The following is a 21,966-nucleotide window of genomic DNA, read 5'->3' on the forward strand; positions in this document are numbered from 1 at the left end:
GGTCGGTAACTTCTCATACCGGCGAACAGGGCCAGGCAGTGAGCGTAGAGTCCAGCTTAGTGGGGTCCCTACCGATGTCCGGTGTGGGCCGTGAACTGCACGATCCTGGCATCCGGGACGTATTCACGGACGCGATGCTCCGTTCTGCGTTGACAAAACATATGCTTACCTCGTGACATTCGATGCAGTCAGGGGACGCTCCAGCGATGGCTGGGCCAGCCGAACACCATCGATCGTCGATCGGATCACATCTTCCACAGGGAGTCGGATTCCGTTCTCGGTCGAGTTCTCACCGCCGCGCGACGCAGAAGCCGAGGCGCGTCTGTGGCGTGCCGTGCGCACATTCGAGAGGCTCGGTCCGGCTTTTGTCTCCATGACGTACGGCGCCGGCGGTTCGACTCGTGACCGCACCGTTCGGGTCACAGGAGAATTGGCCGAAGAGACCACGTTGCTGCCGGTTGCACACCTCACTGCGGTGTCCCACAGCATCGACGAACTCCGATCCATGGTCGGCGCCTATGCCGATCGCGGAATCAGCAACATCCTCGTTCTGCGCGGCGACCCCCCTGGCGACCCCCTCGGCGAATGGAAGAAACACCCCGATGGCGTCGAGTACGCCGAAGAGCTTGTCCGGATGGTCCGCGATCTCGGTGACTTCCACGTCGGCGTGGCATCGTTCCCGGAAGGACATTACCGAGCACCTGACCTGGCCCACGACACGAAGTACCTGGTCTCGAAGTTGCGCGCCGGAGCCGAGTACTCCATCACGCAGATGTTCTTCGACGTCGACGACTACCTGCGTCTGCGTGATCGCGTGAGCGCGTTCGACCCCGAGCAGGGCGCCAAGCCGATCATCCCCGAAATCATGCCGGTTACCTCACTGCGGTCGGTGCGGCGCATGCTCGAACTGTCCGGATCGTCGTTGCCGCCCGCCCTCGAGCGCCGGTTCGACGCCGCCGCCGGTTCGGGTTCTCAGGAGAATCGGGCAGCGGTGCGTGAACTCGGGATCGACCTCGCTACCGAAATGGGCGAGCGATTGATCGCTGAAGGCGCTCCGTGCCTGCACTTCATCACGTTGAACTTCGCACGGGCCACGAGCGAGGTTCTTGAACGTCTGGGGCTGACGTCGGATGTGTCGACCGATTCGCAGGCGAGCGTCTAGCACTCCCGCTCAGTGCGTGTCACTCTTTGCCAATTGTGGACTCTTCGGTGCCTGCGAGACGGGTGCGCGATTGCGCACCATCCAGGCCATCGCACCGACGATAATCGCGACACCGAGTGTGAGGCCGGCCATGATGCCTGCCCATCCCGCAAAGCTGCGGGTACTCGGATCGGCGTAGTTCACTTCTGCGCGCACAGTCGATACCTCGCCGGCCGGCAGAGTCCACGAGACCCGGGAATCGCCGTCTCGGTTGCCGTTCGTCGTGGAGATGCGTGCCGGGAAGGCGATGCTGAATTGGATGTCGGAGCCCTGGGCGGGCAGGGCTTTGAGGTCGGCCTTTCCGTCCAACGCGACGGTGTCGCCACTGCGCTGAAGGGTGAGCTGGAACGAACCGGCGCCTTCGTCCGTCATGGCAGCCAGTTGCGAGACGTCACCGAAGCTGAGATCCCAGAAGAACACCTGTGATCCGACGTAGCCGTCCTTCTTGTATTCCTGAACCCGGATGTTCTCCGCGAGCGACGTCGGCGGTACCAGTTGTGGCCCGGGATCGGCTTCGTTCTCCGGAATCACGGCCGCGACGATCTGCCCTGACACGCGATCATCGGCCGAGACACCCATCGAGACCTGGACCCGTAGGCAGCCGGCGAGCAGCGGCACCAGCATCAGTACGAGAGCCGTCGTGGCAAGGAGTTGCTTGCGACGTCGCGGCCGCGTGGTGTCATCCGTGGACTGTTGCACAGTCGTCATCGTGCCAGCCGCTGCATCGGTAGTCAGCTACGAGGGGGTGTGTCGGCGTGGGAAGTCCGAGACCGGGCGAACGCGACGCCGAAGGTGGCAAGAAGCCAGACCCCGAGAATTCCCATTACGACAAACCCGTACATCGCCGAGTAGCGCAGCTCGGGTGCACTGAGGAACACGGCGTGCGCGAGGGCAGAACCGAGCCACGTCCACAGAAACAGCCCGTAGGGAACGGCGTCGGAGAGCGTCGGTTTTTCGAATCGACTCGTGATCGCTTCCATGATCGTTGCCATGATCAGGCCGATCGCGATCCACCCCGCGTAGTTGGTCAGAGGGATGTGAGCAATGCCGGCAAGTCCCGCGTTGTCGACGCACCACGCCCACTGATTGTCGGCCACCATCTGTGGATCGAGATACAGATCCCAGCCGACCAGCCCTGTGACCGTGAGCGCGACTCGGCCGATTCGCCGTGAGGCCGGCGTGAATCGCTGAACCAGGCGAGTAGCCACACACCAGATCGGATAGAAGCCAGCAGTCCAGGCGAACGGCACGATCAGCGGCACACCGGACAACGCCGGACCGAGTCGGTCGACGCTGTACCCGTAACAGCCGTACGGCATTCCTGTGGCGGTACCCACTATCTCCGACGCCAGCCCGACCCCCGCGGTGACTGCGATCAGCGCGGCGGTCCACACAACGCCACGGTTGATCGCCGCGTGGCTGATTGACGCGGCGGCCAGTAAACCCACCACGGCGATCGTCACGGCATCGCGAGAGCTGCCGTCCACCAACGGATACACGATCTGCGCGCCGATCGCTGCCAACGCCAGAATCAGCGGAACACGTTGGCGGATCACGTCCTTCGACGTATCCGGCGCAGCAACGACGTGCCGCGCCGCTCGGACAGTGCAATGCGCGCAGCGCTGCGCCCACTCGCTCCGGACACACCACCGCCGGGGTGCGTCGACGCGCCGGTGAGGTAGAGGCCCTCTGCGCCGGGGACGCGGTGCGCTGACAACTCGGGCAGTGGGCGCCACATCATCATCTGATCGAGGGACATCTCGACGTGCATGACGTTGCCGCCGATCAACCCCATCTCGGACTCGATGTCGCGCGGAGTCTGGATGTGCCGCTGGCGGATGCTGTCGGTGAAACCGGGCGCCGACGCCTCCATCTCGGCGACCACGCGATCGGCTTCGGACTCCGCGAGCGACGCCCAGTCGCGATCTGCGCTCAGTCGATACGGCTGCCACTGTGACCACAAAGTCACTTGATGCTCGTTCGGGGGAGCGATACTCGGATCGATCCCACTGAAACTCATACCGAGAACCGCGGGGCGCGGGGGAAGTTCGCCACCGAGAGCTGCTCCGTGAGCAGTCCGTAGGTGTGCGCGATCGGACACCAGAAGTTGCAGGCCGGACGTGCTCTCGGCAATCGACGCAGACGGGTACCGCGGAAGCGCCGATGTTGCCAATCGCAGGACCATGCCGATTCCCGGACCGACGCGGATCCGCCGACGCCATCGATCCAGTGTGGCTGCGTCGAAGCCTCCGTTGCCCAGTAGATCCAACGTCGTCAAGATGTGGCAGCCGGCGATGACGGTGCGAGCCCGAACCTGGTGTCCACCGGCAGTTCTCACGGTCCAGTGATCGCCGTCGCGGGTCAGCGACGTCACGGCGTCGCCGAGGTCGACGGTGGCTCCGTCCACCTTCAGCCTCGAGATGAGGGCGGCGCTGAGTGCGCCGCTGCCCCCAACGGCGCGCCCCGGCGGCAGAACGTGCATGAGCGCGGCAAAACCAACCATCGGCGCGGTGCCCGGCTCCGACATCGGTGGTCCTGATTGCGCTCCGAACCAGGCGAGTGCGGCTTTGAGTGGTTCGCTGTCGAAGTACTCGTCCAGGAGCGCGTCACCGGTCGCGAGGAACTGGCGCGCGAGATCGCTCCCGCCGCTCCCGGTGTCGAGGCCCCAGAACGACGACAGCAGATTGGGTCCGGTCGGTGGGGCGGAAAACGCGCGCATCACCCGCGCGCTGCGCTCCGACCAGATATTCACGAACCTGCGGTAGGCGTCGGCATCACGTGTGCCACATGCTTGTTCGATGGATCGGCAGGTGGCGTCGAGGTCGCGGTGGAACACGATTCCCGGGCAATCCGAACCTGCGGGAGGTGGCGCGTACGCCCAGGGATCGCAATCGATGTACCGAAGTCCGTGGGCCGCAAGCCCGAGTTCCTCGATGATTCCGGTGTGCCGAATCATGATGTGCGCGGACGAACCACGATCGACTTTGTGTCCCGGAAATCGTTCGATCGTCGAGACGGCCCCGCCGGCGACGGTGTCTTTCTCGAGCACCTGGACCGACCAGCCTTCGCGTGCGAGGTAGGCCGCCGAGACCAGCGCGTTGTGCCCGGCACCGACAACTACTGCGTCGAGAATCGCGGTCACAGCGGCAATCCTCGTCCGAGCACGGCAAACGGTCGACTGTCTCCGGCAAAGCGGAATCGCCTGAGCACGTCCTGAAATCCCAGTCGCCGATACAACCGCCACGCACGGTTGTCTTCGTCGTACACCTCGGGAGTGGACAGGAGAACGGAGCGCTCCATCCGATCTCGCAAGAGATGCCGAAGCAGGGATTCACCCAGGCGATGTCCCTGGCCACTGGGATGGACGTGGAGTTCGGTCAGTTCGAAGTAATCGTCGAGAATGGCCGAGATCTCGGACTGCGGCCGACCGCTGCGACGCAGTCCGTGCAACACCTGTTGGTGCCACCACTGGTCCGAACTTCCGCGATAGCCGTAGGCGATTCCGATCAGGGGAGCAGAAGTGTCTACAGGAGCAGCAGAGTTTTCCGGAGCAACAGTGTTCGCAGTGGGTTCTCGTCCGGCACAGGCGCCGACGGCTTTCCATCCCGGCCTGGTCGAGTGCTCCGTCCACATCGGCGCGCGGTGGAACTCGGTGCCACGTGGATAGTCCATCGCGGTGACGTACACGGACAGTGCCTCGTGTAGTCGATTCGCGAATTCCTCGCGGTCGAGGTCGACCGTGTACGGAGTCCAGGCGATCTGCGGGTCGACTGGTCTCACCTCTTCTCTTGACTACTTGTCGGTGGGTGCAGTTATATTGAATAGGTCGAACGAATGTTCGATAAGGGTGATCTGGAAATGACACCCGAGGTGGGGATGCCCGAAGGGAAGCGGGCATCCCCACCGCACCAGATTTCGATCCTTGTGAATGCAATCCCCTTTGGCGCGGGAGGTGCCCCGGATGTCCGATCGAGCGAAGTCCGAAAGAACACCGAAGTCCGAAAGGGCGCTGCCGGCGGAACTGGCGTGCCCCTCGCGGTCGGCGCTGTCACGGCTCCCGAAGTCAGCGAAAATGCCGGGGCGAGTGGCGCGATCGTCCGCCGCCGCGTTCTCCGGAAGTGGGTCCGCAGGCGGACTCGCGTGGAATCTGTTGGGGAAGGCCGATTCATTGTTGGCGGAGTCCGTCGGAGCAGGAGACGCGTCAGAACGCTTTCGATGCGCCTATCTGGCAGCGTTGCGCGGCGCTGGAGCAGTTCTGGCTGTGGGTGCGACGGGAAGTGGACGGCGTAAGAAGAGCGGGAACGCATGGACCCGGTTGGACGCGGACGCACCCACTTTCGGCGCGTGGTCGAGTTACTTCGCCGGCTGGTCGAACACCCGGGCGGCGGTGGAAACAGGCATGCAGGTGGATCTCAGCGACGCTGATGCCGATGGATTTTCTGTCGAAGTAGGCCGATTTCTGACTGCGGTCGAAGATTTTGTCGGTCAGGCTCGTCGAATCGACCTGAGAGCATCCTGAAATTTTTGATGTCTGAGATGGCCGAATTCAGAGAAAATGCAGGTTCTGTGGCCTGATGGGGCCTGATTTACGGTTCGGCCGGGCAAATACGTACGCTTGTGGCATAACTCGTACCCAGAGTTGGTGGTCCGCGACCTAAACTGCTCGTAGTATAAAAAGCAGGTAGTCGTTCACGTTGACTACCCGCCACCTCACACCGTGGGGTGGTTGCCTAACTTCCAGTGCCGGGGGAGGTACCGTGCCACTCTCCGAGCACGAGCAGCGCATGCTCGATCAGATCGAGAGCGCTCTCTATGCCGAAGACCCCAAGTTCGCCTCCAATGTGAGGGGCGGCCGTATGAGGGCGCCGTCGAGTAGACGGCGTTTTCAAGCTGCGGCGCTCTTTGTTGTGGGCTTGATCCTGTTGATTGCAGGCCTTCAAGTCCTCAAACTGGGCTCGTTTCCGATTCTCAGCTTGGTCGGGTTCCTGTGTATGTTCGGCGCCGGCGTCATGCTCTTGTGGGGCGGCGGTCGACGGACTGGGACACCAACTGCGGACGGCGCTCAGGCCGGTGAACACCAGTCCGGGCCTCCAGGCGCGGGTGGGTCGAGCGGCGGCCGAGGGCATTCACGCGGTCGACGATCAGGTGGGGGATTCTCTTCCCGAATGGAAGATCGATTCCGTCGCCGGTTCGAGCAGGACTAGCTCTGACGCAAGCTGATGATCCCGTCGGCCAGTTCGGCGGGAGAGTCACGGTGGTCAATTTCACCTGAATTGTTCCACCTGTGCGGGTGGCGCGTGCGCCCTCGCAAGCGACATAACTCATAACAAAACATGACGGTCGGCAACCACTGGTTGCCGGCCGTCTGTCGCGTTACCAGGGGACCATGGTCCCCTCCACTTTCCTCCCCTGCTATGGGTAGTTCTGGCGTAAAGATGGGCGCATGGGGCTGCGGCAATCCGCCGTACTCGTTGAGCTGGACTTATAGGTCGAATGTGGGCATGTGTGACGTAGGGCGGAGCACGTCGGTGATGTGCGTGGGGACACTGCTGACGAAAATTCCCCAACTTTCCCCACCTGCTTTGAGCTGCTAATACTCAGCAAATCAGCCCGGTTAGTGCCCGGTAGCTCCTTGTGTGTGGGGGAAAGTGGGGTACTGTGGGTGCGGGCGGAGAGCTTGAAGCCGTATTTCGCCCAAACGGGAGGGTTTCGGCGAAAGCTCGCAGGAGGTGTCGAGTGTTCCTCGGAACCTTCACGCCGAAGCTCGACGACAAAGGCCGGCTCACCTTGCCGGCCAAGTTCCGAGAAGAGTTGTCAGGAGGGTTGATGATCACCAAGAGTCAGGATCACAGCCTTGCTGTCTATCCCCGGGACGAGTTCGTCAAGCTGGCTCGTAAAGCAGCGGCAGCTCCACGTAATGATCCGGCCGCACGAGCGTATGTTCGCGCTCTGGCAGCCGGCACGGATGAACAGCACGCCGATGCCCAGGGGCGAATCACCCTCTCGGCTGATCATCGGCGTTACGCAAACCTCTCCAAGGAATGCGTAGTGACCGGGTCTGTCGACTACCTCGAAATCTGGGATCTCGAAGCCTGGGAGAGGTATCTCGGAGACAACGAAGAGGACTATTCCCAAGCAATTGGCGAATCTCTCAGCGAGATCGTCTAGGCGGATAGTTTGTGGCGAATGCCACGAGGCCTCTGCCCGGAAAGACCCTGACGCACTTCCCCAGCGCCAGGTTCTCCTTCGGGCAGGGACCTCGGAGCATTCGCCCGTTCGAGCAGTCATTCTTCATCGGAATCATGAAAGTAGGAGCCGGAGCACACATGGTTGATCGCGAGGTGAACGAACCCTCGGACACCGACGGCTTCGCGCACGTTCCTGTTCTTCTGCACCGCGCAGACGACCTCCTCGGTCCCGCTATCACTGCTGTCGGTGACGGCGGCGCCGGCGCTGTCATGATCGACGCGACACTCGGCCTGGGTGGGCATTCCGAGTTCTTCCTCGGAAAGTACCCGGGACTGCACCTCATCGGTCTCGATCGCGACACCAATGCGCTGGCAATCGCGTCGGAGCGTCTTGCTCCCTTCGCTGACCGAACGACGTTCGTACACACCACCTATGACGGCATCGAAGATGCGCTCGAGCAGGCGGGCCTGCCGACGACGGAGTCGGTTCATGCGATTCTCTTCGACCTCGGTGTTTCCTCGATGCAGTTGGACGAAGCTGATCGTGGTTTTGCGTATTCGATAGACGCACCGTTGGACATGCGGATGGACCAGACCGTCGGGCTCACCGCGGCCGAGGTTCTCAATACCTACAGCCACGGCGATCTCGCCCGAATTCTGAGTACGTACGGCGAAGAGCGTTTTGCGGGAAAGATTGCGTCCGAGATACTTCGGCAGCGCGAGAAGGAGCCGTTCACCACCAGCGCCGCTCTGGTCGAACTCTTGTATCGGACCATCCCTGCGGCCACCCGTCGCACCGGCGGGCATCCGGCAAAGCGCACGTTCCAAGCTCTGCGGATCGAGGTAAACGCCGAATTGGATTCCTTGCGTGCCGCAGTACCGGCAGGATTGGACGCCCTCGCAGTTGGTGGCCGAGTTGTCTTCATGTCGTACCAGTCGCTCGAGGATCGAGTTGTCAAGGCCGAGTTGGTCCCTCGCTCCAAGTCGACCAGCCCAGAGGGGCTTCCGGTCGAGCTTCCCGGTATGGGTCCGGAGTTCAAGATCCTCACCCGGGGTGCCGAGCGAGCTTCGGAGCAGGAAATCGAGGAGAACCCACGAGCAGCTCCGGTGCGCTTGCGTGCCGCTGAACGCATTGCCAGGAGGCGGGCATGACGAAGCAGAGCACCACCGGGGACGAATCTTCACGTAAGCGCCGTTCGGGTGCGGCGCAGCGTGCGTACGAAAAGCGAACGGCTCGGGCACTCGGGCACAGCGGGGTGGGTGCCAGTGGCACCGCACTCTCTCGAGGCGGCGAGTTCAAGGCCCGAATTCCGTTTGTAGTCTCCATCATCGGGCTGTTCTCCATCGGACTTGCCGTGACGTTGCTCCTGACGACCCGGTCCGCCGAGGACTCGTATCAACTCAGCGATGCCCGTGAGTTCAATCAGTCTTTGGTGGAGCAGAAGGCTGCTCTCGAGCGCGATTTCCAGTCGCGTAACTCCGCACCGGAGCTTGCCAATCAGGCGAGCGCGCTCGGCATGGTTCCGGCCAAGGATCCGGCCCGCCTTGTTGTCCACCCGGACGGTAGCGTCGAGGTGGTCGGTACACCGGCGCCGGCGAGTGCCGAACCGTTGCCGCCGCTCGACGCACCTGTCGTGGCGTCGCCGCCCAGGGTGGCAACCACCGCACCTTCGGCGCCCCCGGCTGCGCGGACGACTGCGCCGGCTCCACTCAACCCCCAAAACCTCGCTCAGAGTGAGCAATTGATCCCCGTGACGTCCGCTCCTCCGTCCCCGACAACGACGGTGGTGCCGTCTCCGACTGAGGACCGTCGGTGAATCGGGACCCACACTACGACGCGCGCCGACGAGATCCCCAGTACGACGCGCCTCGGCGAGATCCACGTCGTCAACCTGCCGGGCAGCGGGCTTCTCGGGGTCCTCGCGGATCGAAGTCTGCGACCTTCCCGTTTCGTCAGCGTGTAGGTCGGTGGACGATGTGTGGGGCGCTTGCCGTTGCAGCGCTGCAGCTGTTGTGGATTCAAGGCGTCGACGCTCCGAGCCTCGCTGCGGAGTCGGCCAATCAGCGCACGACGACTCAGATCGATCCGGCGGTTCGAGGATCGATCACGGATCGGAACGGCACGACGCTCGCATTCACGATGGAAGCGAAGGCGCTGACGTTCCAGCCGAAAGCCGTTCGCAAAGAACTGGAAGAAGCCCGGACCAAGAGCATCGAAGCGGGTGTCGAACCAGATCAGCAGGCACCCGAAGTGTCGACTCGGCTGGCCGAGATCGCGGCCGGGCTCCACGCGAAGCTGGGTGATGCAGCCCCGGAAAAGGACATTCTCGCGAAGTTGAACAGCGAGGAGACGTTTGTCTATCTGGCGCGGAGCGTCGATCCGGCTGTTGCAGCGGAGATTTCGGACAGCTTCCGTGAGGTCGGCCTCGAACGCCAGGATATCCGCGAGTATCCGGGCGGCTCACTCGCGGCCAATATGGTCGGTGCAACCGGGTGGGATGGGCACGGACTACTCGGCCTCGAGGATTCGATGGACTCGACCCTTGCCGGTATAGACGGTTCCCAGACCTACGACCGCGGTAGTGACGGCGCTGTGATTCCGGGCAGTTGGCGCGACAAGCAGCCTGCCGTCAACGGCTCCGGAGTTCAGCTTACGATCGATTCCGACCTCCAGTTCTTCGTTCAGCAACAGGTGCAGATTGCGAAGGACAAATCAGGTGCGAAGAACGCGTCGGTTGTCGTCCAGGACGTTGCGACCGGTCAGGTTCTGGCAATGGCCAATGACAACACGTTCAACCCTGGGATCGGTCTGGAAAATAATCTGCGGTCGGTCGAGACCGGCAATCTGTCGGTCACGAGCCCGTTCGAACCTGGTTCGGTGAACAAGATCATCACCGCGGCGGCGGCCGTCGAGGACGGATTGACCACACCGGACGAGGTTCTGCAGGTTCCGGGAAGCATCACGATGTCGGGGGCGACGGTCAAGGACGCGTGGGATCACGGTGTGGTTCCGTACACCTCTACCGGTGTGTTCGGGAAGTCGTCCAATGTCGGAACGCTCATGCTCGCCGAGCGGATCGGCGAGGATAGGTTTGCCGAGATGCTCGACAAGTTCGGTTTGGGACAGCGCACCGAGGTCGGGCTTCCCGACGAGAGTGCCGGCTTGGTCCCCAGCCGCGACCAGTGGTCCGGTGGCACGTTTGCCAACTTGCCGATCGGTCAGGGCTTGTCCATGACTTTGCTGCAGATGACTGGCATGTACCAGGCGATTGCCAATGACGGCGTTCGTATTCCGCCGCGCATCGTCAAGTCCACCGAGAACTCGTCAGGGGAGCGAACCGAAGCGCCGCAGCCTGACGGTATCGAGGTGGTGAGCCCGGAAACAGCGGCGACAGTTCGGGACATGTTCCGATCGGTCACGCAGGACGACACCGGAAATCAGCGCGGCACGGGTGTGGCTGCGGGCGTAGAGGGCTATCAGGTCAGCGGTAAGACCGGCACCGCACAGCAGATCGATCCGGCGTGCAAGTGCTACTCCAACTCCAACTACTGGATCACGTTTGCGGGCATCGCACCGGCAGACAACCCGCGGTTCGTGATCGGAATCATGTTGGATGCTCCCGTGCGGGGTGTCGACGGCGGCGGCGGACAATCGGCCGCACCGTTGTTCCACAACATCGCGTCGTGGATGCTGCAGCGTGACAGTGTGCCGATGTCCCCGGATCCGGGTCGTAAGTTGGTGCTGCAGGCGGACTGATCGAGCGGATCACGATCCACAGTTTCGTCAGGGATCACGATCCACGCGGTCTTCGGGGTGTTCCTGCACGCGGTAATCTCATACGTCGCAGTTTTCGGTTGTCCGAATCTGCGACTGCCATGACCAACGACAATCGCCAGGAGTCGAGTGACAGTGCCGAATCGTTCGCAATCGTCAGAGCCGGGTGTAGCGGTGAACGCACGACCGGCGAATCCGATTGAGACGGCGATCACGGCCTTGGCGGAGTTGTCCGGAGCCCGACTCGACTGGCTGCACGCGGAATGGTCGGGTGCCGGGAAGGCCGCCACCGTCGTATCGGGTGTCGACCTGCGTGCGCAGGACATCGTCGCAGGTGATTTGTTTGCCGCGCTGCCGGGCGCACGCTCGCACGGCGCGCAGTTCGCCGGTGACGCATTGGCCAGTGGAGCTGCCGCGATCTTGACCGACGACGACGGGTTGGCGTTGTTGCGCGCGTCGAACCCGAGCGTCGACCGGCCGGTGATGGTTCTCGTTCACCCGAAGCCTCGGGATGTCCTCGGCGAGATCTCGGCTGAGATTTACAGCCGACCGTCGGAGAAGATGCAGGTCATCGGCATCACCGGTACGTCGGGGAAGACCACAACGTCCTACCTGTTGGAAGCGGCGTTGGTCGGTGCCGGACGAAATCCCGGTCTGGTCGGCACCATCGAGACCAGAATCCATGGGCGTCGGGTTCCGAGCGCTCTCACCACGCCTGAGGCCCCACACCTCCATGCCTTGTTTGCCGTGATGGCAGAGCAGGGTATCGATACCGTTGTGATGGAAGTGTCGAGTCACGCGCTTTCCCTCGGCCGCGTCGACGGCATCCGATTCGACATCGGAGCGTTCACCAACCTTTCGCAGGATCACCTGGACTTTCACCGAGATTTCGAAGAGTACTTCGCTGCGAAGGCCCGTCTGTTCGATCCGGCGTCCACAGTTCACGCCGAAAGCGCCGTCATCTGCGTCGACGACGGGTGGGGACGTCGGATGGCAGAAGTGGCGTCCGCAGGCGACGTGACAACGGTGGCGACCACGGAAGCCGAGTCCGACTGGAAGGTCGGTTCGGTCGAGGTTGCAGCCGACGGTTCCCAGTTGTTCGACCTTTCCGGACCGAACGAGCAGTCATGGCCGGTGTCCTTGCGACTGCCGGGTCGATACAACGTGGCAAACGCCGCGCTGGCCCTGACGGTGAGCGCGAAGGCCGGTATCGATGTGCAATCGGCGGTGGCGGCGGTGGGATCGGTAGACGTTCCAGGTCGCGTGCAGCGAATCGACCGCGGTCAAGATTTCCTCGCCGTGGTCGACTACGCGCACAAACCCGCCGCGCTCGAGGCTGTCATCGCGACGCTGCGTAATCAGGTTTCCGGACGCGTCGGGGTTGTTGTCGGTGCCGGCGGTGATCGTGATGCGGGTAAACGCGCTTTGATGGGGGAGGCCGGCGCGAGAGGCAGCGATCTGCTGATCGTCACCGACGACAACCCTAGGACCGAAGTACCTGCCACGATTCGCGCAGCAGTGATGGCCGGGGCGCTCGCGGTCCCGGAATCCGAGCGTGGGGTTGTGCTCGAAGTCGGGGACCGAGCGGAAGCGATCGAACAAGCCGTTCGTTGGGCACAGCCCGGCGACGTAGTACTGGTGGCCGGCAAGGGCCACGAAACAGGTCAGGAAATCGACGGGGTCAAGCACCCGTTCGACGACCGCGAGGTGCTGGGAGACGCGATCGACCGGATCGCGATCGACACAGCGCATGGAGGCACGAAATGATCCCGATGACGCTCTCTCGGATTGCCGAGATCGTCGGAGGAACTCTGCACGACGTCGACGATCCGTCGACAACAGTGACAGGGACCGTCGAATTCGATTCTCGCAGAATAGGTCCGGGTGGACTGTTCCTGGCGCTGCCAGGCGCCCGCGTCGACGGTCACGAGCACGCCGAAGCAGCTGTTGCGGCCGGTGCGGTAGCTGTGCTCGCCGCGCGGCCGGTGGGAGTACCCGCCATCGTGGTGTCGCCCGCACAGACGGCCGGTCCGAGTTCGGTCATGGCGCTCGAGCACGACGCCGACGGTTCCGGTGCGGCAGTACTGAACGCGTTGGGGTTGTTGGCGCGCGCGGTAGTCGATACGTTGTCGGCGCAGAGCGGTCTCACTGTTGTCGGGATCACCGGATCGGCAGGCAAGACGTCCACCAAGGATCTTGTTGCTGCGGTACTGCGTGGTTCCGGCGAGGTTGTTGCTCCGCCCGGTTCGTTCAACAACGAATTGGGTCACCCGTGGACCGCGCTTCGTGCGGACGAGCAGACCAAATTCCTGGTATTGGAAATGTCGGCCCGCGGCCTCGGTCACATCGCGGAGTTGGCGCGGATCGCTCCGCCCAAGATCGGCGTTGTGCTGAACGTGGGTACGGCGCACCTCGGTGAGTTCGGCTCCCGTGAGGCGATCGCAGCCACCAAAGGTGAACTGGTCGAAGCACTTCCGTCGGCGGCTGATGGCGGCGTCGCCATCCTCAACGCCGATGATCGTATGGTCGCGGCCATGGCGTCGCGGACCGCAGCGCGGGTGGTGTTGGTTGGTCAGTCCGAAGGTGCGCACGTGCGCGCGACGGACGTGACCGTCGATGATCAGGCTCGTGCGAGTTTCACTCTGAACTCGGAGAAGGGTTCTGCGCGAATCCGTCTCGCGGTTCACGGTGAACATCAGGTCGGCAACGCGCTTGCCGCGGCCGCAGTTGCACTCGAGAACGGCGTGGAGGTCGCCGAGATCGCCCGCATCCTCGAAGACACCAAGGCCGCGTCGGCCCGGCGCATGGACGTCAGCGACCGCAGCGACGGCGTCACCGTGATCAACGACAGTTACAACGCCAATCCGGACTCGATGCGCGCAGCGCTCAAGGCGTTGGTGTCGATGGCCAGATCGGACCGTCATTTCGGCCGTCGCAGCTGGGCTGTGCTCGGTGAGATGGCGGAACTCGGTCCCGAGTCGGTAGTCGAGCACGATGCGATCGGCCGACTGGCCGTGCGGCTCGACGTCACGAAGCTCATTGTTGTCGGCACCGGTCGTCCGGCCCGCGCGATGCACCAGGGCGCAGTGATGGAGGGCTCATGGGGAGACGAGTCGATGGTTGTCCCGGACGCTGCCGCGGCCTTGAAGGTGCTCGAGGCGGAACTGGAGCCAGGTGATCTGGTGCTGGTCAAGGCTTCACAGTCGATCGGACTCTGGACGGTCGCCGAGGCGGTCCTGGCGCAGAAGCAGGTGTCGGAGTGATCCAGATTCTGCTGGCCGCGGGCATCGCTCTCGCGGTCTCGATCATGCTCACGCCGATTCTGATCAAGGCGTTTGCAAAACAGGGATTCGGCCAGGAGATCCGCACCGAAGGCCCGGCCAGTCACCAGGCGAAGCGTGGAACACCCACGATGGGCGGCGTCGCTATCCTTGCCGGAATCTGGGCGGGGTACTTCGGAACGCATCTCATCGGAATGGGCATCGACGGGGCGGAGGGTCCGACCGCGTCCGGGTTGCTGGTTCTCGGTCTGACAACGGCGCTCGGCGGCGTCGGCTTCCTCGACGACTTCATCAAGATCCGCAAGCAGCGCAATCTCGGTCTGAACAAGACGGCAAAACTGGTGGGGCAGTTTGTCGCGGCCGTGATCTTCGGAATCCTCGCCTTGCAGTTCCGCGGCGCCGACGGTCTCACGCCGGGCAGCGTCCACCTGTCCTACGTGCGTGACATCGCCACGGTGTCGCTCGGTTCGGTCGTCTTCATCGCGTTCTGCTATTTGCTGGTCAGTGCGTGGTCGAATGCCGTCAACCTCACCGACGGCCTCGACGGACTTGCGGCGGGCGCAATGAGCTTCGTTCTCGGCGCCTACGTCATCATCACGTTCTGGCAGTTCCGCAACTCGTGCGAAACCAGTCCGGTCAAGGGTTGCTACGACGTGCGTGACCCGCTCGATCTGGCCTTGATCTGCGCTGCCGGCGCCGGAGCGTGTATCGGATTCCTGTGGTGGAACGCCGCTCCCGCAAAGATATTCATGGGTGATACCGGTTCGCTGGCCCTCGGCGGCATGCTTGCCGGACTCTCGATCACCACCAACACCGAACTCTTGATGGTTGTCATCGGCGCACTGTTCGTCGCTGAGGCTGCGTCGGTGGTGATCCAGGTAGCAGTATTCAAGTCCAGCCGTCGACGGGTATTCCGAATGGCACCGTTCCACCATCACTTCGAACTTGCCGGGTGGGCGGAAACCACGGTCATCATCAGATTCTGGCTGCTCGCCGCGATTGCGTCGGCGATCGGTCTTGCACTCTTCTACAGCGAATTCCTCGCAGCTATCGGAGGCTGACCGTGACCGAAGCTGGAGCAAACGACCTGAGTTGGCTACGCGGACAACGCGTTCTGGTGGCCGGTGGCCGGGTATCCGGCCAGGCCACGATCGAACCTCTGGTCGCACTTGGTGCTTCGGTGACCGTCGCCGATTCCACCCTGGATTTTGCCGATCGATGCGCCGAACTCGGTGCAGAGACCACCGTCACGACCAGTTCGATCGAGGAAGATCGTGGTTTGATCACGCAGTTCGCGCTGGTCGTCACGAGTCCCGGGTTCCGGCCGGACGCCCCGATTCTGGCGGCCGCCGCCGGACACGGGATTCCGATCTGGGGCGACGTCGAACTGTCCTGGCGCATCGACCACTGCGGTCTCTACGGTCCGCCGCGAAAGTGGTTGGTGGTCACGGGCACGAACGGTAAGACGACCACTACGTCGATGCTCGCGTCCATCCTCGACGCTGCGGGTCTCGAAGGGCGGGCGTGCGGCAACATCGGACTTCCAGTGCTGTCTGCGCTGTCGGACACGTCGCCGCGAGTCGATTACCTGGCCGTCGAACTGTCGTCGTTCCAGTTGCACTGGGCGCCGTCGGTGCGCCCGGACGCCGGTGTTGTCCTCAACGTGGCCGAGGATCATCTCGATTGGCACGGCGGGATGGCCGCGTATGCGGAGGCCAAGGCTCGGGCCCTCAGTGGGAAGGTCGCCGTAGTCGGACTCGACGATGCGATTGCCGCAGAGCTCGGTGCCGGCGCCGAGGCCGACATCGTGGTGGGGTTCCGGTTGGGCGCTCCGGCGCCCGGCGAGTTGGGTGTGTCGGACGGCCATCTGGTCGACAACGCATTTGGCGACGGCCTGCAGTTGGCCGAGGCCGCCGACATCGATCCGCCTGGCCCCGCCGGTGTCATGGATGCGCTTGCCGCAGCAGCCCTCGCGCGGGCTGTGGGAATCGAACCTGACTCTGTGCGGGCCGGATTGACGGCTCACAAGGTCGGACCGCACCGCGGCGCAGTTGTCGGTGATGTCGGGTCGGTGCTGTACGTCGACGATTCCAAGGCAACCAATCCGCATGCTGCCCGCCCGTCGATCCTGGCTCACGATCGAGTCGTGTGGGTGGCCGGTGGTCTGCTCAAAGGGGCCAGCGTCGACGAGTTGGTGACAGAGGTCCGCAGCCGACTTGCCGGCGCGGTGTTACTCGGACGCGACGCGGGCGACATCGAGCAGGCATTGACGCGACACGCGCCCGAGGTCCCCGTCGTCCGCGTGATGACGGGGGACGATGCAGACGTGAGTGAAAATCTCAGCTCGTCGACGCAGGTGATTCGGCTGCCATCCGGGTCCGATGCGGACGCCGTGATGGCGGCGGTGGTGAGTCAAGCCGCTGCGCTGGCGTCGCCGGGTAGCGCGGTGGTTCTAGCTCCCGCCGCGGCGTCGTTGGACATGTTCGTCAGTTACGGCCACCGCGGCGACAGTTTTGCCGCGGCGGTCGGTGCACTGCCGGATCCGCCGGAACGCGCGAACAAGGCTGGGATCGCGGAATGACCAAGGGTCCCAAGACCCGAATCGGTGCCTGGCTTGCGCGGCCGTTGGCGTCATTTCATCTGGTAGTAACCGTCGCAGTGATGTTGACGGTCTTGGGACTTGTGATGGTTCTCTCGGCGTCGAGCGTCGAGGCTTATGCCGAAAACAAGTCGGCGTACTCGATGTTCTTGAAGCAGGCGATGTTCGCCGTTGTGGGATTTGTGTTGTTCTACGTCGCGTTGCGGTTGCCGATTCGTTCGATGCGCGCGATGTCGTTCCCGGTGTTCGTCACCACGGTTGTGCTGCTTGTCCTGGTTCTCATCCCGGGTATCGGGACCGAGGCGCAGGGCACCCGCGGGTGGTTTGTCATCGGTCCGCTGTCGGTGCAGCCGTCCGAGTTGGCCAAGATTGCGTTTGCGATCTGGGGAGCGCACGTGTTGGCGTCGCGCCGCGGCGAGATCACGACCATCAAAGAACTTCTCGTACCGTTGGTTCCGGCAGCGCTGGTGGTCTTCGTGTTGATCATCCTGCAGCCCGACCTCGGCACAACCGTCTCGCTCATCATCATTCTTTTTGCGCTGCTCTGGTACGGCGGATTGCCGATCAAACTATTCCTCGCGATTCTCGGAACCGGCGTGGTGTCGGTGGCGATTCTTGCGTTGACGGCGGGTTACCGCTCAGACCGAGTGCGCGCCTTCTTCGATTCGGATGCAGATCCGCAGGGCACCGGGTACCAAGCTCGTCAGGCTATGTACTCGCTGGCCGACGGTGGAATATTCGGTCGTGGACTCGGCCAGAGCGTGGCCAAGTGGAGTTACCTGCCTAACTCGCACAACGACTTCATCTTCGCGATCATCGGTGAGGAACTCGGATTTGTCGGCGGCGCTGCCGTCATCGGTCTCTTTGCTCTGTTCGTCTACACCGGCCTACGGATTGCGGCGCGGTCCTCGGATCCGTTCCTGCGAATCCTGACCGCGACGGTGACGACCTGGATCACCGGGCAGGCGTTCATCAACATCGGATACGTCGTGGGGCTACTGCCCGTCACGGGACTGCAGTTGCCTCTCGTGTCGGCGGGTGGAACGTCGACGGCGACCACGCTGTTCATGTTCGGCGTCGTCGCCAATGCCGCACGTCACGAGCCGGAAGCGATCGCCGCCCTGCACTCCGGTCAGGACGGTAGGATTTCCAAGCTGCTGCGGCTACCGATGCCGGTGCCGTTTCAGTCGGTCAGGCCGAGCCGGCCTCGCGGCAGTGCAGAATCGAACCGCAAGGCCCCAGCAGGGCAGAATGGACGACGTCGGCAGGCGCCGACGCGCAAGACACACGATGCACATGAAGTTCGAGAGCGAGGAATTCGTAGGTGAGCGGCATTAATTCAGCTCTGTCGGTAGTGGTGGCAGGTGGAGGAACCGCTGGTCATATCGAGCCTGCTCTGGCAGTTGCGGACGCCGTGAAGGCGCTGGCACCCGACACCATCGTCACCGCGTTGGGAACCGCCCGCGGGCTCGAGACGACACTTGTTCCCGCCAGGGGATACACACTCGAACTGATTCCGCCGGTCCCGTTGCCGCGTAAGCCGACGATGGACCTGGTGAAACTCCCACTACGCATTCGAGCATCGGTGCGTAAGACACGTGAGGTGCTCGACGCAGTCGACGCCGATGTCATCGTGGGTTTTGGTGGGTATGTGGCACTGCCCGCGTACCTCGCCGCTCGCGGTGGGGTCTTGCGCCGCCGTCGCACCATTCCCATTGTCATCCACGAGGCCAACGCCAGCGCCGGCATCGCGAACAAGATCGGTGCGCGGCTGGCAACGCGTGTCCTGGCTGCAGTCCCCGGGTCCGGGGTGAAGAATCGCGGCGCGAGCGACGCGGACATCGTGGGTATTCCGGTGCGGGCATCCATCGCGAACTTCGACCGGGCCGGTTTGCGGGCACAGGCGCGTGAATATTTCGGCCTTCCGCTCGATGGTCCGGTTCTGCTCGTATTCGGCGGATCGCAGGGGGCGAAGTCGCTCAACGACGCGGTGTCAGGGGCTGCCCGGGAATTGGCAGACGCGGGAATCTCGGTGTTGCACGCACACGGACCCAAGAACACGCTCGACGCCACGCAGTTCTCGGAGGCTGCGCCGTACGTTGCCGTGCCCTATCTCTCGCGCATGGATCTCGCGTATGCCGCGGCCGACGCCGCAATCTGTCGCTCCGGCGCGATGACTGTGGCTGAGGTGTCCTCCGTCGGACTGCCGGCCGTCTACGTTCCGTTGCCACATGGAAACGGTGAGCAGGAGTTGAACGCAAAGCCAGTCGTCGCAGCAGGTGGTGCTGTGATCGTCAGCGACGCCGACCTGACTCCGACATTTGTCGCCGACACCGTGGTGCCGTTGCTCACCGATTCGCCGCGGCTGCAGGCGATGAGCGCGGCGGCTGCCGGTGTCGGACACCGGACCGCGGCGACCGAGATCGCGCGGATCGTTCTGGACACTGCCCGGAAAAGCAACACAGAAGCACGTAACAACACCGCAGTACGCAACACAAATAGGGGAAACCGATGACCGCGCTGCCCGCCCACCTCGAGCGAGTACACATGGTGGGTATAGGTGGTGCCGGCATGTCCGGCATCGCACGAATTCTGTTGTCCCGCGGCGGACTTGTATCAGGATCCGACGCCAAGGAAAGTCGCGGCGTGTTGGCTTTGCGGGCACGCGGAGCGCAGGTCCGGATCGGCCATGACGCCGACGCGTTGGATCTCCTTCCCGGCGGCCCCACTGTTGTCGTCACCACGCACGCGGCCATTCCCAAGGACAATCCGGAACTGGTCGAAGCAGCGCGTCGTGGGATCCCGGTGATTCTCCGGCCGGCAGTCCTCGCGTCGTTGATGGAGGGAAACCGCACGTTCCTGGTTTCGGGAACCCACGGTAAGACGTCGACCACGTCGATGTTGGTAGTCGCTCTGCAGCATTGCGGATTCGATCCGTCGTTTGCGGTGGGAGGCGAACTCAACGAGGCCGGAACCAACGCGCATCACGGTAGCGGCGACGTCTTCGTGGCAGAAGCCGACGAGAGTGACGGCTCGCTGCTGCAGTACGACCCCGACGTGATCGTCGTAACCAACATCGAAGCCGATCACCTGGACTACTTCGGAAGCGTCGAGAACTACGTGCAGGTCTTCGATGATTTTGTGGGCAAACTGGCTCCCGGTGGTCTCCTGATCGCCTGCCTCGACGACGCGGGTTCCGCGGATCTGGCCAAGCGGATCGTAGCTTCCGGCCGGGGCGATATTCGAGTCATCGGCTACGGCAGTGCAGATGCGGGAGATGCGGCGTTCGAGCCGGTCGACGGGGTCGAGGTGGGTGTGCGACTGCTCGATTTCCGGGCGCACGACGTCGGCGGAGTCCTGCAGTTCCAGTTGGCGGGGGAAAAGGCTGCGCGGACGGTTCGGATGGCTGTTCCCGGTCGTCACATGGCGTTGAACGCTCTGGCTGCGCTGTTGGCTGCGCGTGATGCCGGTGCGGAGATCGACGAGATCGTCGAAGGGCTCGCCGGATTCGGGGGAGTGCACAGGCGGTTCCAGTTCACGGGTCGTGAGCGCGGTGTGCGTGTGTTCGACGATTACGCCCACCATCCCACCGAGGTGCGAGCAGTTCTCGGCGCAGCCGCGGATCTTGTTCGACCACAAGATGTTTCATCGGTTGCGAACTCTGCTGCCGGTCGCGTGATCGTGGTTTTCCAGCCGCACCTGTATTCACGCACGGCGACGTTTGCCGACGAGTTCGCGGCAGCGCTGGACCTTGCAGACGAGGTCGTCGTTCTCGATGTCTACGGTGCGCGTGAAGAACCGTTGCCCGGTGTCAGTGGGGCATTGGTTGCACAGGCTGTCACGAAACCCGTTCACTACCAGCCTGATCTGTCGCTCGCGCCGCGTCAGGTAGCCGGCCTGGCCGGTCCCGGCGACATCGTCATCACGATGGGTGCCGGTGACGTGACCATGTTGGGCAAACAGATCCTCGACGCGTTGCGCGCAGTTCCTCATCAGGCTTCGCGCACGCAGACGCGATGAGTTCGGACGCACGTAGCCGCCGCGGTCGTCGTGATCCGGCGGCCCGGCGTACCGCAGGCACCAGAGCGCGAAGTACCCGCACAGAATCGCGATACTCGACCCGCGCTACTGCGCCGAAGCCGCCGCCGGCACCAAAATCGCCTTGGTACAAGCGGCCGGTGGTGATGGCGCCGCTGGCGGTCGTTGTTGTTGTCGGACTCGTTCTGACAGCGTGGTTGTCACCAGTTCTCTCGGTTCGCGGTACCGAAGTCAGGGGAGCGTCGACGGTATCCGAGGAGCAGATCCTGGAATTGCTGGCAATCCCAGCCGGCACGCCGTTGATGCGCGTCGATGCAGGTTCGGCAGCGGCACGTGTCGCGGCTATTCCGAAGGTTGCATCTGCGCGGGTGCAGCGGATGTATCCGTCGACCATTCGGGTGACGGTAACCGAGCGAGTCCCCATGGTGTTCGTGGATTCGCCGGAAGGCACCCATCTGCTGGACGAGAAGGGCGTCGACTTCGAGATCGGTGTCCCGCCGCCCGGCGTGCCCCGACTGGTGACGGCGACACCCGGATGGAACGATCCGCCGACCTTGGCTGCGCTCGAGGTGCTCGCGGCATTGCCGCCGGAGTTACGGATGCAGGTGGGAGAGGTTGCTGCCCGGTCCATTTCGGATGTCTCGATGACGTTGGTCGACGGGCGTGTCGTCAACTGGGGTGGCGTCGAGAAGTCGGATCGCAAGGCCGCAGTGACGCTGCCGCTGTTGACGCAGCCGGGCCAGACGTACGACGTGTCGAGTCCCGACCTTCCGACGGTGCGTTAGTTCAGGCGCGGAATGTGCGAACTCACGTCAAATACTTCCCGAAGTTTCGGCGCGCCTAATGGCGGATCGTGATGTCGATGCATAGCGTTTGGTTTCAGA

At 63.3% G+C, this 21,966-nt stretch carries 19 protein-coding genes; 15 read left to right on the forward strand and 4 right to left on the reverse strand.

From position 1 onward, the window contains the following. Nucleotides 1–172: 172 nt before the first annotated feature. A complete protein-coding gene (locus FEZ60_RS11395; RefSeq protein WP_033231012.1) occupies nucleotides 173–1,162 on the forward strand; it encodes a methylenetetrahydrofolate reductase in 990 nt (329 codons plus the stop codon). 9 nt (nucleotides 1,163–1,171) lie between these two features. Here the strand turns inward: FEZ60_RS11395 and FEZ60_RS11400 are convergent, their stop codons facing one another. The 4 genes from FEZ60_RS11400 to FEZ60_RS11415 are packed head-to-tail and all read right to left on the reverse strand — an operon-like array spanning nucleotide 1,172 to nucleotide 4,981. Next, nucleotides 1,172–1,909, reverse strand: a complete 738-nt coding sequence (locus FEZ60_RS11400; RefSeq protein ID WP_172936123.1) for a DUF3153 domain-containing protein — start codon at nucleotides 1,907–1,909, stop codon at nucleotides 1,172–1,174. Nucleotides 1,910–1,932: 23 nt separating this feature from the next. Then, entirely contained in the window at nucleotides 1,933–2,754 is an 822-nt protein-coding gene (locus FEZ60_RS11405; RefSeq protein ID WP_141485511.1) for a carotenoid biosynthesis protein, read from the reverse strand. Then, nucleotides 2,754–4,334, reverse strand: a complete 1,581-nt coding sequence (locus FEZ60_RS11410; protein WP_172936226.1) for an NAD(P)/FAD-dependent oxidoreductase — start codon at nucleotides 4,332–4,334, stop codon at nucleotides 2,754–2,756. Before FEZ60_RS11410 ends, FEZ60_RS11405 begins: the two co-directional genes overlap by 1 nt. 5 nt (nucleotides 4,335–4,339) lie before the next feature. Continuing rightward, nucleotides 4,340–4,981 (reverse strand): N-acetyltransferase, encoded by a 642-nt coding sequence (locus FEZ60_RS11415; RefSeq protein ID WP_095886504.1) that lies wholly within the window; start codon nucleotides 4,979–4,981, stop codon nucleotides 4,340–4,342. A 181-nt stretch (nucleotides 4,982–5,162) separates the two neighbouring features. Between FEZ60_RS11415 and FEZ60_RS11420 the strand changes: the two genes are divergently transcribed. From FEZ60_RS11420 to FEZ60_RS11485, 14 genes are all read left to right on the forward strand, one after another. Further along, nucleotides 5,163–5,720: an SAV_6107 family HEPN domain-containing protein gene (locus FEZ60_RS11420; RefSeq protein ID WP_242484544.1), complete on the forward strand. Its 558-nt coding sequence runs from the start codon at nucleotides 5,163–5,165 to the stop codon at nucleotides 5,718–5,720. Between the two features lie 238 nt (nucleotides 5,721–5,958). Further along, on the forward strand, nucleotides 5,959–6,405 hold the full coding sequence (locus tag FEZ60_RS11425) for a DUF3040 domain-containing protein (RefSeq protein ID WP_033231008.1): 447 nt from the start codon (nucleotides 5,959–5,961) through the stop codon (nucleotides 6,403–6,405). Nucleotides 6,406–6,937: 532 nt separating this feature from the next. Beyond that, a complete protein-coding gene (gene mraZ, locus FEZ60_RS11430; RefSeq protein WP_033231007.1) occupies nucleotides 6,938–7,369 on the forward strand; it encodes a division/cell wall cluster transcriptional repressor MraZ in 432 nt (143 codons plus the stop codon). A gap of 158 nt (nucleotides 7,370–7,527) precedes the next feature. Then, complete coding sequence (rsmH, locus tag FEZ60_RS11435) at nucleotides 7,528–8,541, forward strand: 16S rRNA (cytosine(1402)-N(4))-methyltransferase RsmH (protein WP_045071103.1); 1,014 nt, start codon at nucleotides 7,528–7,530, stop codon at nucleotides 8,539–8,541. Then, a complete protein-coding gene (locus tag FEZ60_RS11440; protein WP_033231006.1) occupies nucleotides 8,538–9,206 on the forward strand; it encodes a hypothetical protein in 669 nt (222 codons plus the stop codon). The genes rsmH and FEZ60_RS11440 overlap by 4 nt, the downstream gene beginning before the upstream one ends. Then, the gene (locus FEZ60_RS11445; protein WP_346343348.1) at nucleotides 9,203–11,146 is read left to right on the forward strand and encodes a penicillin-binding protein 2; all 1,944 of its coding nucleotides are present in this window, start codon (nucleotides 9,203–9,205) and stop codon (nucleotides 11,144–11,146) included. The genes FEZ60_RS11440 and FEZ60_RS11445 overlap by 4 nt, the downstream gene beginning before the upstream one ends. 153 nt (nucleotides 11,147–11,299) lie before the next feature. Further along, nucleotides 11,300–12,931, forward strand: coding sequence for a UDP-N-acetylmuramoyl-L-alanyl-D-glutamate--2,6-diaminopimelate ligase (locus FEZ60_RS11450; protein ID WP_172936228.1), 1,632 nt, complete (start codon nucleotides 11,300–11,302; stop codon nucleotides 12,929–12,931). Next, a complete protein-coding gene (murF, locus tag FEZ60_RS11455; RefSeq protein ID WP_172936124.1) occupies nucleotides 12,928–14,427 on the forward strand; it encodes a UDP-N-acetylmuramoyl-tripeptide--D-alanyl-D-alanine ligase in 1,500 nt (499 codons plus the stop codon). The genes FEZ60_RS11450 and murF overlap by 4 nt, the downstream gene beginning before the upstream one ends. Beyond that, a complete protein-coding gene (mraY, locus tag FEZ60_RS11460; protein WP_033231003.1) occupies nucleotides 14,424–15,506 on the forward strand; it encodes a phospho-N-acetylmuramoyl-pentapeptide-transferase in 1,083 nt (360 codons plus the stop codon). Before murF ends, mraY begins: the two co-directional genes overlap by 4 nt. Next, nucleotides 15,503–17,026 (forward strand): UDP-N-acetylmuramoyl-L-alanine--D-glutamate ligase, encoded by a 1,524-nt coding sequence (gene murD, locus FEZ60_RS11465; protein WP_172936229.1) that lies wholly within the window; start codon nucleotides 15,503–15,505, stop codon nucleotides 17,024–17,026. The genes mraY and murD overlap by 4 nt, the downstream gene beginning before the upstream one ends. Beyond that, the gene (ftsW, locus tag FEZ60_RS11470) at nucleotides 17,023–18,372 is read left to right on the forward strand and encodes a putative lipid II flippase FtsW (RefSeq protein ID WP_172936125.1); all 1,350 of its coding nucleotides are present in this window, start codon (nucleotides 17,023–17,025) and stop codon (nucleotides 18,370–18,372) included. Before murD ends, ftsW begins: the two co-directional genes overlap by 4 nt. Next, nucleotides 18,369–19,559, forward strand: coding sequence for an undecaprenyldiphospho-muramoylpentapeptide beta-N-acetylglucosaminyltransferase (gene murG / locus FEZ60_RS11475; protein ID WP_172936126.1), 1,191 nt, complete (start codon nucleotides 18,369–18,371; stop codon nucleotides 19,557–19,559). Before ftsW ends, murG begins: the two co-directional genes overlap by 4 nt. Continuing rightward, nucleotides 19,556–21,064 carry a UDP-N-acetylmuramate--L-alanine ligase gene (gene murC / locus FEZ60_RS11480; RefSeq protein ID WP_033231000.1) on the forward strand — a complete coding sequence of 503 codons (1,509 nt, stop codon included), beginning with the start codon at nucleotides 19,556–19,558 and terminating at the stop codon, nucleotides 21,062–21,064. The genes murG and murC overlap by 4 nt, the downstream gene beginning before the upstream one ends. Further along, nucleotides 21,061–21,867, forward strand: coding sequence for an FtsQ-type POTRA domain-containing protein (locus tag FEZ60_RS11485; RefSeq protein WP_317820206.1), 807 nt, complete (start codon nucleotides 21,061–21,063; stop codon nucleotides 21,865–21,867). Before murC ends, FEZ60_RS11485 begins: the two co-directional genes overlap by 4 nt. Nucleotides 21,868–21,966: the final 99 nt, after the last annotated feature.

Origin of the sequence: Rhodococcus sp. MS16 (genome assembly GCF_013277795.1) — a bacterium.
In the GTDB taxonomy this organism is placed as follows: domain Bacteria; phylum Actinomycetota; class Actinomycetes; order Mycobacteriales; family Mycobacteriaceae; genus Rhodococcus_F; species Rhodococcus_F globerula.

Coding starts and splice junctions, on each gene's coding strand:
- FEZ60_RS11400 (WP_172936123.1), bottom strand. CDS start 1,909: ATGACGACTGTGCAACAGTCCACGGATGACACCACGCGGCCGCGACGT.
- FEZ60_RS11420 (WP_242484544.1), top strand. CDS start 5,163: ATGTCCGATCGAGCGAAGTCCGAAAGAACACCGAAGTCCGAAAGGGCG.
- rsmH (WP_045071103.1), top strand. CDS start 7,528: ATGGTTGATCGCGAGGTGAACGAACCCTCGGACACCGACGGCTTCGCG.
- FEZ60_RS11440 (WP_033231006.1), top strand. CDS start 8,538: ATGACGAAGCAGAGCACCACCGGGGACGAATCTTCACGTAAGCGCCGT.
- murF (WP_172936124.1), top strand. CDS start 12,928: ATGATCCCGATGACGCTCTCTCGGATTGCCGAGATCGTCGGAGGAACT.
- ftsW (WP_172936125.1), top strand. CDS start 17,023: ATGACCAAGGGTCCCAAGACCCGAATCGGTGCCTGGCTTGCGCGGCCG.
- murC (WP_033231000.1), top strand. CDS start 19,556: ATGACCGCGCTGCCCGCCCACCTCGAGCGAGTACACATGGTGGGTATA.
- FEZ60_RS11485 (WP_317820206.1), top strand. CDS start 21,061: ATGAGTTCGGACGCACGTAGCCGCCGCGGTCGTCGTGATCCGGCGGCC.